The sequence below is a fragment of the Imhoffiella purpurea genome, from assembly GCF_000585215.1.
In the GTDB taxonomy this organism is placed as follows: Bacteria; Pseudomonadota; Gammaproteobacteria; order Chromatiales; family Chromatiaceae; genus Imhoffiella; species Imhoffiella purpurea.
This window is the reverse complement of sequence record NZ_AONC01000003.1, coordinates 106,119-122,814: the sequence shown is the minus strand read 5'-3', so window position 1 is coordinate 122,814 and position 16,696 is coordinate 106,119. Positions and strand designations below refer to the sequence as shown.

At 66.1% G+C, this 16,696-nt stretch carries 14 protein-coding genes; 6 read left to right on the top strand and 8 right to left on the bottom strand.

The genetic code is table 11. The features are described 5' to 3' along the window. Window positions 1–313: 313 nt before the first annotated feature. The 3 genes from D779_RS01630 to D779_RS01620 form a co-directional block, all read right to left on the bottom strand. On the bottom strand, window positions 314–1,213 hold the full coding sequence (locus D779_RS01630; RefSeq protein ID WP_043748421.1) for a DMT family transporter: 900 nt from the start codon (window positions 1,211–1,213) through the stop codon (window positions 314–316). A 280-nt stretch (window positions 1,214–1,493) separates the two neighbouring features. Further along, window positions 1,494–2,714 (bottom strand): 2-oxoglutarate dehydrogenase complex dihydrolipoyllysine-residue succinyltransferase, encoded by a 1,221-nt coding sequence (odhB, locus tag D779_RS01625; protein WP_043748418.1) that lies wholly within the window; start codon window positions 2,712–2,714, stop codon window positions 1,494–1,496. After that, entirely contained in the window at window positions 2,711–5,584 is a 2,874-nt protein-coding gene (locus D779_RS01620; RefSeq protein ID WP_043748415.1) for a 2-oxoglutarate dehydrogenase E1 component, read from the bottom strand. The genes odhB and D779_RS01620 overlap by 4 nt, the downstream gene beginning before the upstream one ends. Window positions 5,585–5,902: 318 nt before the next feature. On the opposite strand from D779_RS01620, the gene D779_RS01615 reads away from it, so the two are divergent. The 4 genes from D779_RS01615 (at window position 5,903) to D779_RS01600 (ending at window position 8,770) form a co-directional block, all read left to right on the top strand. Beyond that, window positions 5,903–6,127: a hypothetical protein gene (locus D779_RS01615; protein WP_043748407.1), complete on the top strand. Its 225-nt coding sequence runs from the start codon at window positions 5,903–5,905 to the stop codon at window positions 6,125–6,127. 118 nt (window positions 6,128–6,245) lie between these two features. Beyond that, a complete protein-coding gene (locus D779_RS01610) occupies window positions 6,246–6,983 on the top strand; it encodes an NRDE family protein (protein WP_043748403.1) in 738 nt (245 codons plus the stop codon). Between the two features lie 92 nt (window positions 6,984–7,075). Continuing rightward, on the top strand, window positions 7,076–8,002 hold the full coding sequence (gene hemC, locus D779_RS01605; protein ID WP_043748399.1) for a hydroxymethylbilane synthase: 927 nt from the start codon (window positions 7,076–7,078) through the stop codon (window positions 8,000–8,002). Then, on the top strand, window positions 8,003–8,770 hold the full coding sequence (locus D779_RS01600; protein WP_043748397.1) for a uroporphyrinogen-III synthase: 768 nt from the start codon (window positions 8,003–8,005) through the stop codon (window positions 8,768–8,770). It abuts the gene before it with no gap. Here the strand turns inward: D779_RS01600 and D779_RS01595 are convergent. Then, window positions 8,738–9,388, bottom strand: a complete 651-nt coding sequence (locus D779_RS01595; RefSeq protein ID WP_043748394.1) for a hypothetical protein — start codon at window positions 9,386–9,388, stop codon at window positions 8,738–8,740. The genes D779_RS01600 and D779_RS01595 overlap by 33 nt on opposite strands. Before the next feature lie 219 nt (window positions 9,389–9,607). Here D779_RS01595 and D779_RS01590 point away from each other — a divergent pair, with 219 nt between their 5' ends. Then, window positions 9,608–10,477, top strand: coding sequence for an SDR family oxidoreductase (locus D779_RS01590; RefSeq protein WP_043748391.1), 870 nt, complete (start codon window positions 9,608–9,610; stop codon window positions 10,475–10,477). Window positions 10,478–11,145: 668 nt separating this feature from the next. After that, window positions 11,146–11,424: an RNA recognition motif domain-containing protein gene (locus tag D779_RS01580; RefSeq protein WP_043748386.1), complete on the top strand. Its 279-nt coding sequence runs from the start codon at window positions 11,146–11,148 to the stop codon at window positions 11,422–11,424. Window positions 11,425–11,477: 53 nt separating this feature from the next. Here D779_RS01580 and ubiD read toward each other — a convergent pair whose 3' ends face one another. The 4 genes from ubiD to cobF all read right to left on the bottom strand — a co-directional run bounded on the left by ubiD (window position 11,478) and on the right by cobF (window position 16,565). Continuing rightward, window positions 11,478–12,950 (bottom strand): 4-hydroxy-3-polyprenylbenzoate decarboxylase, encoded by a 1,473-nt coding sequence (gene ubiD / locus D779_RS01575; RefSeq protein ID WP_043748384.1) that lies wholly within the window; start codon window positions 12,948–12,950, stop codon window positions 11,478–11,480. Between the two features lie 23 nt (window positions 12,951–12,973). Then, entirely contained in the window at window positions 12,974–15,007 is a 2,034-nt protein-coding gene (prlC, locus tag D779_RS01570; protein WP_043748382.1) for an oligopeptidase A, read from the bottom strand. A 96-nt stretch (window positions 15,008–15,103) separates the two neighbouring features. Further along, window positions 15,104–15,676, bottom strand: a complete 573-nt coding sequence (locus tag D779_RS01565; RefSeq protein WP_043748380.1) for a CNP1-like family protein — start codon at window positions 15,674–15,676, stop codon at window positions 15,104–15,106. A 118-nt stretch (window positions 15,677–15,794) separates the two neighbouring features. Continuing rightward, window positions 15,795–16,565 (bottom strand): precorrin-6A synthase (deacetylating), encoded by a 771-nt coding sequence (gene cobF / locus D779_RS01560; RefSeq protein WP_043748377.1) that lies wholly within the window; start codon window positions 16,563–16,565, stop codon window positions 15,795–15,797. Window positions 16,566–16,696: the final 131 nt, after the last annotated feature.

Below are 16,696 nucleotides of genomic sequence, written 5' to 3'. Positions count from 1 at the left end.
GGCGTCGTTTAGGTCGTGGTTTTGACTTTGCCATAGCGGAGCCCGTCTGTCTTCACGTCCCCAAGGGAGGAGGAGGGTCTGAACGCTTACTTCCAAAGAGCGGAAGGCGGCAGCATGGAGACCGAGAGGGCCTGGTCGCCATGCTCCGCCTAGATCAGAGCCGTGCGTGCGCGAAAGGATCGCGCTTTCTGGCGTATCGCGAGCGGGGTGTGAACGGCGCTTCTCGTCTGTGTCTGCATGGCGTGACCAAATCGGCGAAGCGGTCATTGGCCCGATCCACATCGGAAGTGCCGTCCGAGTTTTCTCGATTCTATCAACGAGGAGGCTGACAGGACTGAATCAGCCGCCGCTGCAGCGTCTCTCCCCATTCGAAGCAGGCCAGTCCGCCCAGCACGGCCGCGCTGCCGATCCAGGTGCGCAGGGTCAGGACCTCGTCGTTGAGCATCTGACCGAGCAGTAGCGCCAGAACGGGCGTGATGAGGGTGACGAGCGCGACCCGGCTGGCCTGCATCCGGTGCAGCACGTAGTAGTAGAGGATGAACCCCACCACCGAGCCGAGCACCGCCAGATAGAGGATCGACCAGAAGGCGCGCGGGCCGATCGCCGCCGGCGGCTGACCGTCGAACAGCGACCAGGAGACGACGAAGAGCGGCACGGCGATCAGCAGCGCCCCGGTCGTGGTCTCGAGCGGATGCAGCCGGGCACCGATGCGCTTGACCCAGACCGCGCTCCCCGAGTGGATCAGCACCGAGAGCAGCACGCCGGCGATGCCGAGCAGGGCATGACCGCCGAGCGCCACGCCCTGGCCCAGGATCAGCGAGAGCCCGGCGATGCCGAGCCCGATGCCGAGCAGACGCGATGGGGTGAGGGCTTGTTCGCCGAGCCAGAGCGCCGCCATCACGGCGGTCGCGATCGGGGTCAGTCCGAACAGCACCGAGACCAGTCCGGATGGGATGAACTGGGAGGCCCAGTAGACGCTGGTCATGGCGCCCCAGATCCCGAGCCCGGCGGCGACGTAGGTGAGGCTGGCGTTGCGATGCCAGCGCATGCGGCGGCTCATGAGTGCGACCAGGACCAGACAGACGAAGACGCCGATCAGCATGCGCGCGGTGACGCCGAACAGGAATCCGCCGGATTCGCTGCTCCATTTGATCGCCAGTGGCGTGGTGGCCCAGATGAGCACCACGCCGATGAAGGCCGCCGGTACGGACACTCGATACCTCCTGCAGGTGGTTGGGGAACGAAAAAGGCCGCGGGGTGGATGCCGCGGCCTTGGGGGGAATCTGCTGAGCGCTCGGAAGAGGGGCTCTAGGTCACCAGGGCACGCGGAAACGGCTGGGCCAGCGGCGGACGCGGCTCAGGACGTCGAGGTGCATGGGTTTGGGGAAGGGGTGACTCATGGCCCGAGTGTCACCGAAAAGGGCTGCGATGACAAGCGGTTTGATCCGGTGTGGGGCCGGGTGCCCGACGTCGAGGGGCACCCGGAATCTGGATCAGACCTTCAGCAGCAGGCGCGCCGGATCCTCTAGTGCGTCCTTGATGGTCACCAGGAACTGGACCGCCTCGCGGCCGTCGACGATGCGGTGGTCGTAGGTCAGGGCCAGGTACATCATGGGGGCGGCGACGATCTGTCCGTTCTCCACCACGGGGCGCTCCTGGATCTTGTGCATGCCGAGGATGGCGCTCTGCGGCGGATTCAGGATGGGCGTCGAGAGCAGCGAGCCGAAGACGCCGCCGTTGGTGATGGAGAAGGTGCCGCCGGTGAGCTCCTCATAGCTCAGGCTTCCGTCCTTGGCCTTCTGGCCGAACTCGGCGATGCCCTGCTCGACGTCGGCCATGCTGAGCTGGTCGCAGTTGCGCAGGATGGGGACCACCAGCCCGCGCGGCGAGCTGACGGCGATGCCGATGTCGTAATAGCCGTGATAGATGATGTCGCTGCCGTCGACCGAGGCGTTGATCACCGGGAAGCGCTGCAGCGCCTCGACCGCGGCCTTGACGAAGAAGGACATGAAGCCCAGGCGCACGCCGTGGCGTGCCTCGAACTGGTCGCGGTACTTGGTGCGCAGATCCATGACCGCGCGCAGGTTGACCTCGTTGAAGGTGGTCAGCAGGGCGGCGTGCTGCTGGGCCTGGATCAGACGCTCGGCGATGCGCGCGCGCAGACGGGTCATGGGCACCCGCTGTTCGGGCCGGCCGGCCTCGCCCGAGAGGTTGGGGCGGGGCAGGGCGTTGATCTCGACCTCCTCCGCCTCCGCCGCTGTCTGGCGGGGCGGCTGCTCCGGCTCCGCCGCCTCGCGCTCGTCGAGGAAGGCGAGCACGTCGGCCTTCTGGATGCGGCCATCCCGGCCGCTTCCCGGGATCTGGTGCGGATCCAGATTCATCTCCTTGACCAGCCGGCGCGCCGAGGGCGTCACCTGCGGCTGTGTTCCGCTCTCCGGCTGGTCGCTGGGAGCTGGAGGCCGAGAACTGGCCCCGGCGCCTTCCTCGATCATGGCGAGCACGGTATCCGCCTCGACGGTTTCGCCTTCCTTGGCCAGGATGTCGCTCAGAACGCCGGCCACGGGTGCCGGAACCTCGAGCACCACCTTGTCGGTTTCCAGATCCACCAGGTTCTCGGCCTCCTCGACCCGTTCGCCTGGCCCTTTGTGCCAGGTCAGGACCGTGGCGTCGGAGACGGACTCGGGGAGGGTGGGTACGCGGACTTCAAGGGTCATTGGGGCGGGATCCTTTTGTTCATGCTCGGGTTGTAGCGGCCGCTCAACGCCTCGTCGATCAGACGCTCATGCTGCTCGACGTGCGCGGCACGGTGACCGACGGCCGGCGCCGCCGAGGCGGGACGGCCGACGTAGTAGGGTCGTTTCCCATCCTGGATGAGGGTGTGGAAGCGATGCTTGATCTGGTCCCAGGCGCCCTGGTTCTGGGGCTCCTCCTGGCACCAGACGATCTCCTCGGTGGCGGCGTACTGCTCGATGACGGCCGCGAACTGCTCCTTGGGGAAGGGGTAGAGCTGCTCGATGCGCAGGATGGCCACGTCGGTCTGGCCGCGTGCCCGTCTTGCCTCCAGCAGGTCGTAGTAGACCTTGCCGCTGCAGAAGACCAGACGCTCGACGCCGGCCGGGTCGATGGGGTCCGCCTCGGGCAGGATGGTCTGATACTGGCCCTTGGTGAGGTCCTCCAGCGAGGAGACGGCGAGCCGATGGCGCAGCAGGCTCTTGGGCGTCATGACGATCAGCGGCTTGCGGTAGTTGCGGATCATCTGACGGCGCAGCAGGTGGAACATTTGGGCCGGCGTGGTCGGAACGCAGACCTGGATGTTGTGGTCCGCGCACAGCTGCAGGAAGCGCTCGAGCCGCGCCGAGGAATGCTCGGCGCCCTGGCCCTCCAGGCCGTGCGGCAGCAGCATGACGAGCCCGCAGCAGAGGCCCCATTTGGTGCCGGCCGAGGTGATGAACTGATCGATGACGACCTGGGCGCCGTTGGCGAAGTCGCCGAACTGGGCCTCCCAGAGCGTGAGCGCGTGCGGCTCGGCGGTCGCGAAGCCGTATTCGTAGCCGAGCACCGCCTCCTCGGAGAGGATGGAGTCGATGGCGATGAAGGCGCCTTGGTGCTCGCCCAGGTGTTGCAGCGGGGTGTAGGAGTCACCGGTCACCTGGTCGTGGATCTTGGCGTGACGGTGGAAGAAGGTGCCGCGCCCCACGTCCTGGCCGGACAGGCGGATCGGGATGCCGGCCTCAAGCAGTGTGGCGTAGGCCATGTTCTCGGCATAGCCCCAGTTGAGCAGCTGGTCGCCGTGGATCATCTTGCGCCGCTCGTCCCAGAGCTTCTCGACGCGGGGGTGCAGCTCGAAGCCCTCGGGCAGCTGCAGCATGCGCTCGGTGAGCTCCTGGAGCTTCTCGAGCGGCACGCCCGTGTCCACGTCCTGATTCCAGCTGGTGCCGTGACAGAAGGACCAATCCACGCGCGAGGCGTGATCGAGCCCGCAGAGCACCGGCCGGGCGATGACCACGCCCTGTTCGATCGAGTCGCGATAGTCCTCGACCATGCGCTGCGCCTGCTCCTGGGTGATGAGTCCGTCGGCGACCAGGCGGTCGGCGTAGACGGCGCGCTGGGTCGGATGCTGGCGGATCTTCTTGTACATCATCGGCTGGGTGACCGCCGGCTCGTCGGCCTCGTTGTGGCCGAGCCGGCGGTAGCAGATGAGGTCGATGATGACGTCCTTGTGGAACTGGTTGCGGAAGTCCAGCGCCAGTCGGGTGACGAAGATGACCGCCTCGGGGTCGTCGCCGTTGACGTGGAAGACCGGTGCCTGGACCATCTTGGAGACGTCGGTGCAGTAGGGCGTCGAGCGGGTGTCGAGCGGATGGCTGGTGGTGAAGCCGATCTGGTTGTTGATGACGATGTGGACCGTGCCGCCGGTCGAGTAGCTGCGCGTCTGCGAGAGCTGCAGCGTCTCCGTCACCACGCCCTGGCCGGCGAAGGCGGCGTCGCCGTGGATCAGCACGGGGAGCACCAGATCGCCGGTGCGGTCGCGCCAGCGGCGCTGGCGGGCGCGCACCGAGCCCTCGATGACCGGGTTGATGATCTCGAGGTGCGAGGGGTTGAAGCCGAGCGCCAGGTGGACGATGCCGCCGGGGGTCTCGACGTCGGTCGCGAAGCCCATGTGGTACTTGACGTCGCCCGCCATCTGGCGCCAGTCGATGTGAACGCGTCCCTCGAACTCGTCGAAGATGTCGTGCGGCGGCTTGCCGAAGATGTTGGTCAGCACGTTGAGGCGGCCGCGATGGGCCATGCCGATGACGATCTCCTTCTGGCCCTTGCGGCCGGCGCGCTGGATGAGTTCGTCGAGCATAGGAATGAGGGCGTCGCCGCCCTCGAGCGAGAAGCGCTTCTGGCCGACGTAGCGCTGGTGCAGATATTTCTCGATGCCCTCGGCGGCGGTCAGCAGGGTCAGCAGCCAGCGGCGGTCGGCGGCATCCAGCTCGGGCCTGGCGCGGTAGCCCTCCAGACGTTTCTGGATCCAGCGCTTCTCCTGGGTGTTGGTGATGTGCATGTACTCGGAGCCGACCGTGCCGCAGTAGGTCTCCTCGACCATGGCGATGATGGCGTTGAGCGGCATGCGGTCCGGCGCATAGAGCGAGCCCGTGTGGAAGGTCTGCTCCATGTCCTCCGGACCCAGGTTGTGATAGGCCGGGTCCAGGTCGGCGATCTTGGGCGGTTCGCGCAGCCGGATGGGGTCGATGTCCGCGACCTGATGTCCGCGATAGCGGTAGCCGTTGATCAGGCTCAGGACCGCCGACTGCTTTTCGGCCGCGGCGGGCTCCAGATGCGCGACCGAGCGTGTGCGCGCGCGTGAGCGGCTTTCCTGGGCGAGTCGCAGGAAGTTCTCTCGGACCGGTCCGTGGGGCGCCTCGGGGCCGGTCGGCTCGTTGGCGGCGGCCTGACGCAGGCCGTCGAAGCGTGCCCGCCAGGCCAGATCGATGCTGTCCGGGTCGATCAGGTAACGCTCGTAGAGATCTTCGATGAAATCCGCGTTGCCTCCATAGAGGGCGCCGGAACTCCTAAACAACTCTAGGATCGTGCTCATGCTCTGTATTTATTTTCCTTTGGTGGATTTTCGTATTTAAGGCAGCCGGTTATAACATAATCGCGCCTTTTCTGGACACGAGGCCGCCAATCGTCGCGATCGGCACGAAACGCGCACAAGGAAGCCGCTTTGCCGCATACTAGACGGATGGCGGACGGGATCCGTGGCGGACCCGGATCCACGTCCCGCGCCTGTCGAGTGCGCGGCGCTCTCGCCCCTCGCTACACTCGATGCACGGGGCCGAAGGCGCGTCGCCGATCCCTGAACCACAGAAGAAGATCGAATCCGGTTTCAGCTCCGAACGCGAGCACGTGCTGCATGGATAACCCAGACATCTCGGCCGAGGCCGACGAGCGCAAGCGTCAGCGTATCCGCCTAGCACGATTGGAGGCGGACATGGCCTATTTCCAGGCCCGGCTCGAATTGCTCGGTGAACCCAACAGCAACAACCGGGCGGCCCAGCGCAAGGTCTTCAACCTGCTGCACAAGACCGTCGCAAGCAAGATCCTCAAGGTCAAGCGCCGTTTCGCCGAACTGAATTGATGTGTGTAGCCGCCAGCTTCCAGTTTCCAGCGGCCAGCTATCCGGGCTGCTTGCCAACGACTTCCCCGACACGCGAAATGCAGGAAAACAATCGCCGGTAGCTGGTAGCTCTCAAATCATGTGCACACTGGTCATTCTAAGACGTCCCGAGACATCCTGGCCGCTGCTGGTCGCGGCCAATCGCGATGAGCGCGCCGGGCGCCGGGCGCTGTCTCCGGCCCGCCACTGGCCCGATCGGCCCGAGATCCTCGGCGGGATCGACCTGCTCGGCGGCGGCAGCTGGCTGGGCGTCAACGATCATGGCCTGGTGGCCGCGGTCATGAATCGCGAGGGGACGCTCGGCCCCCTGGAGGGCAAGCGCTCGCGGGGCGAGCTGGTGCTGGAGGCGCTCGATCACGCCGAGGCCGAGACCGCCGCCGAGGCGCTGGCCGACCTCCATCCGGAGGCCTATCGTCCATTCAATCTGGTGGTCGCGGATCCGCGCTCGGCCTATTGGATGCGTCATGACGGCGATCGTCCAATCCAGGCGATCCCGATTCCGCCCGGGCTGCATCTGCTCAGCAGCACGGAGCTGGACGATCCCGACCATCCCCGTGTCGCGGCCTATCGGGCACGCTTCGAGTCCGCCGCCGTGCCCGACCCCGAACGGGGCGACTGGTCCGAGTGGTCCGCGCTGCTCGGATCGGACGAGGCCGCCGGTCAGGCGGCCATGTGGCTCGAGAACGATGCCGATGGTTTCGGAACCCGTTCCAGCGCCCTGATCGCGGTGCCGGCCTTTCCCGGCTTCGATCGCCACGTCCTGTGGCTGCATACCGAGGATCGGCCGAATAGTGAGGCGTTTCGGTCGGTCATGTGACAAAATCCGGTCATGTGGCACAATCGCGCCGCGTCGCGCGAGCCCATCGCCTAAGAGGGCGCTATTTTCTGAAGTGAGTTCCAGGATCCAACATGTCGAACAGCATTCGTATCGCCACCCGTAAATCCCCACTGGCCATGTGGCAGGCCGAGCACACAGCCGCACTCCTGAAGGCGCGCTATCCGGATCTCGCGATCGAGATCATCGGGATGACCACCAAGGGAGACAAGATCCTCGATGCGCCATTGGCCAAGGTCGGCGGCAAGGGGTTGTTCGTCAAGGAGCTCGAGCAGGGGATGCTGGAGGGGCAGGCCGACATCGCCGTTCATTCCATGAAGGACGTCCCGGTCGATTTCCCGGAGGGGCTGCATCTGGCGGTCATCATGGAACGCGAGGATCCGCGCGACGCCTTCGTGTCCAACAAGTACGAGAAGATCGAGGATCTTCCCCAGGGCGCCTGCGTCGGCACCTCCAGCCTGCGTCGTCAGTGCCAGATCGCCGACAGGCGTCCCGATCTGCGCATCGAGCCGCTGCGCGGCAACGTCAACACCCGGCTGGCCAAGCTGGACGCGGGCGACTACGACGCCATCATCCTGGCCGCCGCCGGACTGGTGCGCCTCGGGTTCGAGGACCGCATCCGCAGCCGCATCGAGACCGGGCTCAGCCTGCCGGCGATCGGTCAGGGCGCCATCGGCATCGAGTGCCGCAGCGAGGATCCGCGCGTCAACGATCTGATCGCGCCGCTCCATCACCTCGATACCGCCGACCGGGTTCTGGCCGAGCGTGGCATGAACGCGCGTCTGAACGGCGGCTGCCAGGTTCCGATCGCCGGACATGCGGTGCTCGACGGCGACCGTCTCTTCCTGCGCGGTCTGGTCGGCAGCCCGGACGGCAGCCGCATGCTGCGCGCCGAGCTGGAGGGTCCGCGCTCCGAGGCCGAGTCCATCGGCACCCGCGTCGCCGAGGATCTGCTGTCCCAGGGCGCCGACGAGATCCTGAGCGCCTTGATGGAGCACTGAATGAGCGCCCATTCCGATCTGGCGGGTCGCGGGGTCCTGGTGACCCGCCCGGCGGGCCAGGCCGACGAGCTCTGTCGCCTGATCGAATCCGCGGGCGGTCGCGCGCTGCGCTTTCCGACCATCGAGATCGAGCCCACGCGGGATCCTCGGGCGACGGCCCTGCTGGCCGAATCCTGGGATCTCATGTATTTCGTCAGCCGCAACGCGGTCGAGCAGGCGCTGGCGCTGGTCGCCGACGGCACCTGGCCGAAGGTGGAGCGGCTCGCCGCCGTGGGTCGGGGAACCGCCCTGGCGCTGGCCGAGTCCGGCCGCGGGCCGGACCTGGTGCCGAGCGAGCGCTACGAGAGCGAGGCGCTGCTGGAGATGCCCGAGCTGGCCGACATGCGCGGTCGGCGCGTCCTGATCGTGCGCGGCGAGGGCGGGCGCGGGCTCTTCGCCAATGCCATGGCCGAGCGCGGCGCCGAGGTGCATTACGCCGAGGTCTATCGGCGGGTGCGGCCCGCGGTGGATCCGGCTGCGCTGCTGGCGAACTGGTCCCGGGACGTGGATCTGGTGATGGCGACCAGTGACGCGGTCCTGCTCAATCTGGCCGAGATGCTGGGACCCGAGGGACGGGCGCCCTTGCTGGCGACGCCCCTGGTGGTGATCGCCGAGCGTACCCGCGAGACCGCGCTCGGGCTCGGGTTCGAGGTCGTGCTCGTCGCCGAGCGCGCCCAGGACGCCTCGATCCTCGAATCACTCCGCGAGCTGGCCTCCGGACTCGGGTGAGGCGGGTACGAATCCGTCGGCCTCCAGCTGATCGACCATGGTGGCGATCACCTCGCTGATGGTGATCTCCTCCGAGGCCGGATCGAGCCGGCGCGAGCGCCCGGTCCAGACCAGCCTGCGGGTCTCGGCATCGTAGAGGTTGCTCTCCAGCCGCAGCGCCCGGTAGCCCGCATAGTAGTCGGGTGCGCACACCTGACGGTAGGTGCGCCCGAAATACTCCTCCAGATCCTCGTAGCGATCGGGAATCGCGCTCAGGCGGGATGGCGGCAGGCTGTCCGTCGTCTCCTCCGCGATCAGATGGGTCACGACGACCCCCTCGGCACCGGACATGGCCACCGCATGGCGTACCCTGGTCATGCGCGCGAGGCTGGATTCGCCGATCAGGTGGTGGCTCGGATGGGTCTTGACGCCGCGCGGCGCGAGTGCCGAGATGAAGTTGTCCTCCATGGCCTGCCGGACCTTCGGGTTGTCGGTGAGGCCGAAGATGACGAGGCTGCGATAGGGCGTCGCGGATCGGGAAACGTCGCTCCAGACCGAGCTGACCTGTCCGGTCGAGCAGGACGCCGCCGCGACCAGGACGAGCGCCCCGAGCGCGAGGGCGCGAAGGCTTGGAGCCATGTGGGGGTACCTCTGAAACCGGCGGAGATCGGATCCGGCGTTGGATTCTGCAGGCTGGCGGCCGTTCCGGCAAGGACCGGGGACTCGGCCCTGTCCGAGGCGATCCCGGATGCCGGAGGCGCGCGGTCGGTCTGGGATGGGGCGTCCGGCGGTTCCAAATACCCCGCGATCTGAGCCATCATGCGCCGTTTCTCGGAGACTCAAGACGGACTTCGGACTATGACGAATACCATCATCATCGGCTGTGGATACGTGGGTGTCCGACTCGCGCGCCAGTATCTCGATCGCGGCGAGAGGGTCGTGGGCGTGGTCCGCAGCGAGGCCGGGCTGGCCCGGCTCGAGGCGGCCGGGATTCCGGCTCTGCGCTGCGATCTCGCCGTGGATGAGCCGGACGGCTTGCCGCTCGCGGGCGCCCGGATCTTCTATCTCGCTCCTCCGTCCGGTCAGGGCCTCGAGGACTCCTCGGTCCGGCGTCTGGTCGATGCCTTCGAGCGGCACGGCCAGCCCGAGCGTCTCCTCTATCTCAGCACCACGGGCGTCTATGGCGATTGCGGTGGCGGCTGGGTCGACGAGACGCACCCGGTCGGCCCCACCCAGGACCGATCGTACCGCCGTCTGGATGCCGAGGAGCGACTGCGGGACTGGAGCCGGTCGCGCGGCGGCGAACTGGTGGTGCTGCGCGTGGGCGGCATCTATGGACCCGATCGGCTGCCGCTGGAGCGCATCCGCCGCGCCGTGCCCATGGTCCGGGCCGAGGAGGCGCCCTATACCAACCGCATCCATGTGGAGGATCTGGTGAGCGTCTGCCTGGCGGCCATGGATAAGGGCCCGAACGGTGCCGTCTACAACGTGAGCGACGGTCATCCAAGCAGTATGACGGACTATTTCCTGCAGGTCGCCGAGGCCGCCGGTCTCGACCCGCCGCCGCTCATCTCGCTGGCCGAGGCCGAAGGCCGGCTGTCGGCCGGCATGATGTCCTACATGGGCGAGTCGCGGCGTCTGTCGAACCGCAAGCTGTGCGAGGAACTGGGCGTCGAGCTGCGTTATCCGACCCTGGCCGAGGGGCTGAGCGCCTGCGGTCTGGATTGAACGGTCTTGCCGACCCGGATGCCGCCTCTGTCGGCATTGCGTGTCCAGCGTTCGCGAGACGCTCGAGGGATTCGAGTGGGTCGAGGCGGCGACGCCCGACCTTGAGCCGGGGCTGGTCGGGATTCGCCGCGGCCCTTTGGAGGCGGCCCTTCTGGTCGCGTCCATCCGCAAGGCGGGCTTCGATGCGGAGACGATGGGTACCCAAGGACTAGGAATGTCATTAGGGTTATTAGGTTTTTTTATCTCTATCCCGGTTGACGCAATGCCCCGGATCCACTAGCTTTTCCTTAGACCCAATCGCGGCTATTGCCAGGATCCCGAACCGCCGAAGCGAGTATCAAGCGCCAATGCCACTCCGGACGTGTGTCCGAGGTATGCCTTTGGGATCCGAATCCGCCCATCTAATCGTCGGCACTCTTCGCTGAAGCGTGTTTCGGTTCGAGGATCAGGACGATCTCCCAAGCACGCCCCCTTCCCATTCTCCGGTTGGTCCGCTGCGTTTTCATGCGTCCAGCGCTCGTTGTCAGGTTGGTTGGAAGCTCCTCCAATGGTTGATGTCGCCGGGAACGCGTCCCGCGTCATCAATGTCGTTGCTGTCGAGTCGGCTTGTGTGTTGGCCGCCGGCAGCATTGATTCGATCAATGCACATGAGCGCGAGAGAACGAGAGATGAGGATTTACGTAGGCAATCTGCCCTATAGCGTGACAGACGAGGATTTGCGAACCATTTTCGGCGAGTTCGGAGAATTGGCGTCCGCGGAGGTGATCAAGGACAAATTCTCCGGTCAATCCAAGGGTTTTGGATTCGTGGACATGCCCAGCAACTCGGATGCGGATGCGGCCATCAAGGCGCTGAACGAGTCCGACATGAAAGGGCGCAAACTGACCGTCAACGAGGCTCGTCCTCGCGCCGAACGTCCGCGAGGCGGTGGCGGCGGTCGCTACTGATTCGCTGACCTGACCGAGGCGCGGGAAAGCGTCCGCGCCTCGTTGCCCATCCGCTATTCCGGGCCGATCCCCAGATCCTTCCAGATTCGGTCCACCCGTTCCCGAACCGCCTCGTCCATGCGGATCGGCTGTCCCCATTCGCGGGTCGTCTCCCCCTGCCACTTGTTGGTCGCGTCGAACCCGATCTTGGAGCCCAGGCCCGAGACGGGCGAGGCGAAGTCCAGATAGTCGATCGGGGTGTTCTCGATCATCACCGTGTCGCGCGCCGGGTCCATGCGCGTGGTCATGGCCCAGATGACGTCCTTCCAGTCGCGGGTGCAGACGTCCTCGTCCACCACGATGACGAACTTGGTGTACATGAACTGGCGCAGGAAGGACCAGACCCCCATCATCACCCGCTTGGCGTGTCCCGGATATTGCTTCTTGATGCTGACCACGGCGAGCCGGTAGGAACAGCCCTCGGGCGGCAGATAGAAGTCCTGGATCTCGGGAAACTGCTTCTGCAGGATGGGAACGAAGACCTCGTTGAGGGCCACCCCGAGCACGGCCGGTTCGTCCGGCGGACGTCCGGTGTAGGTGCTGTGATAGATGGGGTCGCGGCGCTGGGTGATGCGGTCGATGGTGAAGACCGGGAAACGGTCCACCTCGTTGTAATAGCCGGTGTGATCGCCGAAGGGACCCTCGGGCGCCATGTCGTCGGGGTGGATGTGGCCCTCGAGGACGATCTCGGCGCTGGCCGGAACCTGCAGGTCCGATTCCTGGCAGTCGGCCAGCTCGGTACGGCTGCCGCGCAGCAGACCGGCGAAGGCGTATTCCGAGAGGGTATCGGGCACCGGTGTGACGGCGCCGAGGATGGTGGCCGGATCGGCGCCGAGCGCCACGGCGACCGGGAAGGGCTTGCCCGGATGGGCGCGCTGCCAGTCGCGATAGTCCTGGGCGCCGCCGCGATGCGCCAGCCAGCGCATGATGACCCGGTTGGGGCCGAGCACCTGCATGCGGTAGATGCCCAGGTTCTGGCGCGATTTCTCGGGGCCGCGGGTGATCACCAGTCCCCAGGTGATGAGCGGTGCGGCGTCGCCCGGCCAGCAGTGCTGGATCGGCAGACAGCCGAGGTCGATCTGATCGCCGGTGAAGGAGACCTCCTGGCAGGGCGCGTTGCGCCGGACCTTGGGGGCCATGTCCAGCACCTTCTTGAAGATGGGCAGCGTCTCCCATGCCTGTCTCATGCCCTTGGGCGGATCGGGCTCCTTGAGGAAGGCCAGCAGTTTGCCGACCTCGCGCAGTGCCTCGACCGATTCCTCGCCCATGCCGAGCGCCACCCGGCGCGGCGTGCCGAAGAGGTTGCCCAGCAAGGGGATCTCAGACCCTTTCGGCCGTTCGAACAGAAGGGCCGGGCCGCCGGCCCGGAGCGTGCGGTCGCAGATTTCGGTCACCTCGAGATAGGGATCGACCTCGAGCCGGATGCGCTTGAGTTCTCCCCGCTGTTCGAGCTGATCGATGAAGTCGCGTAGATCCTGATATTTCATGGTCGCGTCGTCGCCCCTGCCGCTCAGGCAGCGATCCCCGAATGACGCAGCAGCGCGTCCGTGTTGGGTTCGCGGCCACGGAAGCGGACGAAGAGCTCCATGGCGTCCTCCGAGCCGCCCTTCTCCAGGATGTTGGTCAGGAAGGATCGGCCGGTGTCGACATCGAAGACGCCCTTCTCCTCGAACAGCGAGAAGGCGTCGGACGAGAGCACCTCGGCCCATTTGTAGCTGTAGTAGCCGGCCGCGTAGCCGCCGGAGAAGATGTGCGAGAAGCCGTGGGCGAAGCGGTGAAAGGCGGGCGGGCGGATGACGGCGACACGCTCGCGGACCTGATCCAGGATCTCGTAGATGCGTCCGCCGCGTTCCGGGTCGTACTCCAGATGGATCCGGAAGTCGAACAGGGCGAACTCCAGCTGACGCACCATCTGCATGGCGGACTGGAAGTTCTTGGCGGCGATCATGCGCCCGTAGAGCGATTCCGGAATGGCCTCCCCGGTCTTCCAGTGGGCGGCGAACAGATCCAGCGAGTCGCGTTCCCAGCACCAGTTCTCCATGAATTGGCTGGGCAGTTCCACCGCGTCCCAGGGGACTCCGTTGATCCCGGAGACGGCCGGGTAGTCGACCTTGGTCAGCATGTGGTGCAGACCGTGGCCGAACTCGTGGAAGAGGGTCTCGACCTCGTTGTGGGTCAGCAGCGAGGGCGTGTCACCGACCGGTGGAGTGAAGTTGCAGACCAGATAGGCGACCGGGATCTGGTCGCAGTTGGTGGTGTGCATGCGGTTGGTGCAGACGTCCATCCAGGCCCCGCCCCGCTTGTTCGGGCGGGCGAAGGGGTCGAGATAGAACTGGCCGCGCAGCGCGCCCGACTCCAGATCGCGGATCTCGAAGAAGCGGACGTCGGGATGATAGGTGTCGAATTCGCCAACCTCCTGGATGCGGATGCCGAACAGGCGTTCGACCACGCCGAAGAGACCGGACAGGACCCTGGAGACGGGGAAGTATGGCCGCAGCTCCTCCTGGCCGATCTGGTAGCGGTGGACGCGCAGCTTCTCCGAATAATAGGCGACGTCCCAGGGCTCCAGTTCGGTCAGTCCATGCTGCTCGCGGGCGAAGACGCGCACCTCTTCCAGTTCCTGGCGTGCCTGCTGGACCGATCGCTCGGCCAGGTCGTCGAGGAAGGCGAGCACCTCGTCGGTCGAGCGTGCCATCTTGGTTGCCAGGGAACGCTCGGCATAGTTGGCGAAGCCGAGCAGCTGGGCCAGCTCGTGGCGCAGCGCGAGGATACGCTCCATCAGTTCGCCGTTGTCCCACTTGCCGGCGTGCGGTCCCTGATCCGAGGCGCGGGTGCCGTAAGCCTGATAGACCTCGAAGCGGAAGTCGCGGTCGTCGGCATAGGTCATGACCGGGACATAGGAGGGCATGTCGAGGGTGAACAGCCAGCCGTCCTTGTCCTGGCGCTCGGCGTTCTGACGGGCGAGGCCCAGGGCGGACTCGGGCAGGCCGGACAGCATGGCCGGATCCTCGATCAGCTTGCTCCAGGCGTTGGTCGCGTCGAGCAGGTTCTCCGAGTACTTGCTGGTGAGCTGCGACATCTCCTGGCTGATGGCCTTGTAGCGCGCCTTCTTCTCGGCCGGCAGATCGACGCCGGAGAGATGGAAGTCGCGCAGGGCGTTGTCGAGCAGCTTGCGCTGGACCGGGTCCAGATGCTCCTGGGCGGCGACCGCCTGGTAGGCGTGGAACAGGGCCTCGTTCTGGCCCACCTCGGTGCCGTATTCGCTGAGCTTGGGCAGGCAGGCGTTGTAGGCGGCGCGCAGCGCGTCGCCGTTGAGCACGCCGTTGAGGTGTCCGACCGGGGACCAGGTCCGGCTCAGGGTGTCGTCCATCTCCTCGAGGGGCTCGATGACGTTCTCCCAGGTCGGGATCCGGGTCCCCTGGGTCAGGCGCTCGATCTGCTCGCGGCAGGCGGCGAGACGGTCGTCGATGGCCGGTTCGATGTGTTCCGGGCGAATGAGACTGAAGGCCGGCAGGCCGGGCTGTTCGAGCAATGGATTGGACATGGCGTAATAGAACTCGATCTGGAGCCTGTTTGCAGGGTGTGTTTGAGAATCAGATGCGGTGGCGGCACCGCATCTTCAATGGGGCGAGCGTCGGGCTCAGTCGGCCTGGAATCCCGTGTTCTGTCTCGGTGCGATCTGTCCCCGCAGGGAGCGCAGCATATCCTTCTTGGGTCTGGGCCTGAACTCGCGCGGGATGCAGAAGTGATAGCGCCACAGATCCTCCCGGTAGCGCTCGGACGGCATGAAGGACAGGGGCTGCCAGTCGGCCGCCTCGACGGGGGCGAAGCGGTTGGCGTTTCCGTAGGCGTAGATCTTGTACTTGCCGCGCGGCGTGCAGCGCAACCCCTCGACCGAGAGGTTGCGTGTCCCATTGGCCGTTTCGGCGACCAGGGTGTAGCGCACCACCTGATCCGCGCCGACCTCCAGATTTTTGGCGTCTATATAGAAGCGGAAGGGCGACTTGGCCGGGCTGTCGATCTGGAATTCGACCAGGTCGGAGTCCTTGGGCCAGGGCGGCAGCGGGCGCTGGATCTCGGTCCAGGGGGTTCCCTCGGTGATGTTCGATGGACCGGGGGGCTCGGGGTCGTTGACGAAGGCGTTCTCGCCGGCCGCGGAAGGGTAGGACGTCAGCAGACAGAGCGCGATGGGCAAGGGCAGCAGTCTTCTCATGGCGGAACCGATGATGCTGGGGCAGTGGGGCCAATGATGCGCGATGCCTCCGCCGGGGTCGAGACTTCTCGGGCGCGGTCCGGGGCGACCTGAACCTGGGCGAGGGCGCAGTGCCGGTTCAGCGCTCGTCCTTGCGCCGACGTAGCAGATAGATGTCCATCAGCCAGCCCTTCTTCTCGCGCACCTCGGACTTGATGCGCAGCAGGTCGTCCGTGATCTCGTCGACGGGGCCAGAGACCAGGATCTCGTCCTCGCAGCCGAGATAGCCTCCCCAATAGAGGTCCATGTCCTGGTCGCGGAAGCGCTGGAAGGAGGCGTTGTAGTCGAGCATGACCACGGCGTTGTCGATGGTGGCGGGGTCGCAGTTCTCGGCATGGCGGCCCGTGGTGATGGTGATGCTCTCGCCGACTCGGTTGAGCGGAATCCTGTGTCGGGCGGCCAGCATCTGGACCGAGGTGATGCCGGGGACGATCTCGAAGTCGAGTCGGCCCTCGGAGCGCGAGGCCAGATCGGATACCAGGGAAACCGTCTGGTCGTAGATGGCCGGGTCGCCCCAGAGCAGCAGGGCGCCGTTCTGTCCCTCTTCCAGTTCCTCGTCGATCAGGCGCTGGAAGAGCGCGTGCTTCTCGTCGTGCCAGACCTTGACGCCCTCGTTGTAATCGCTGCTCGCCATGCGCCGTGACGGGCTTTGGGCGACCACCAGGCGGTAGGCGTCCTTGCCGAGATGAAGGTCCAGGATGTCTCGGCGCATCCGCAGCAGTTCCTCCTTGCCCCGGCCTTCCTTTTCCAGCATGAAGAAGACGTGGATGCGCTTCAGGGTTTCGATCGCTTGGACCGTGAGGAATTCGGGAAGGCCGGGGCCCATGCCGATGAGAAAGATCTTCTTCATTGTCACGTCAGGAAAATGGGGCGCTCGTACGGCCTGGAGACTCTGCCGCTGAGTGCTGTGATTCGGTGGCTCCGCCGCTATGCGTGGACCTGGGCTCGATCTCGGGCGGGGTGGGATGGCCGCTCGATGGG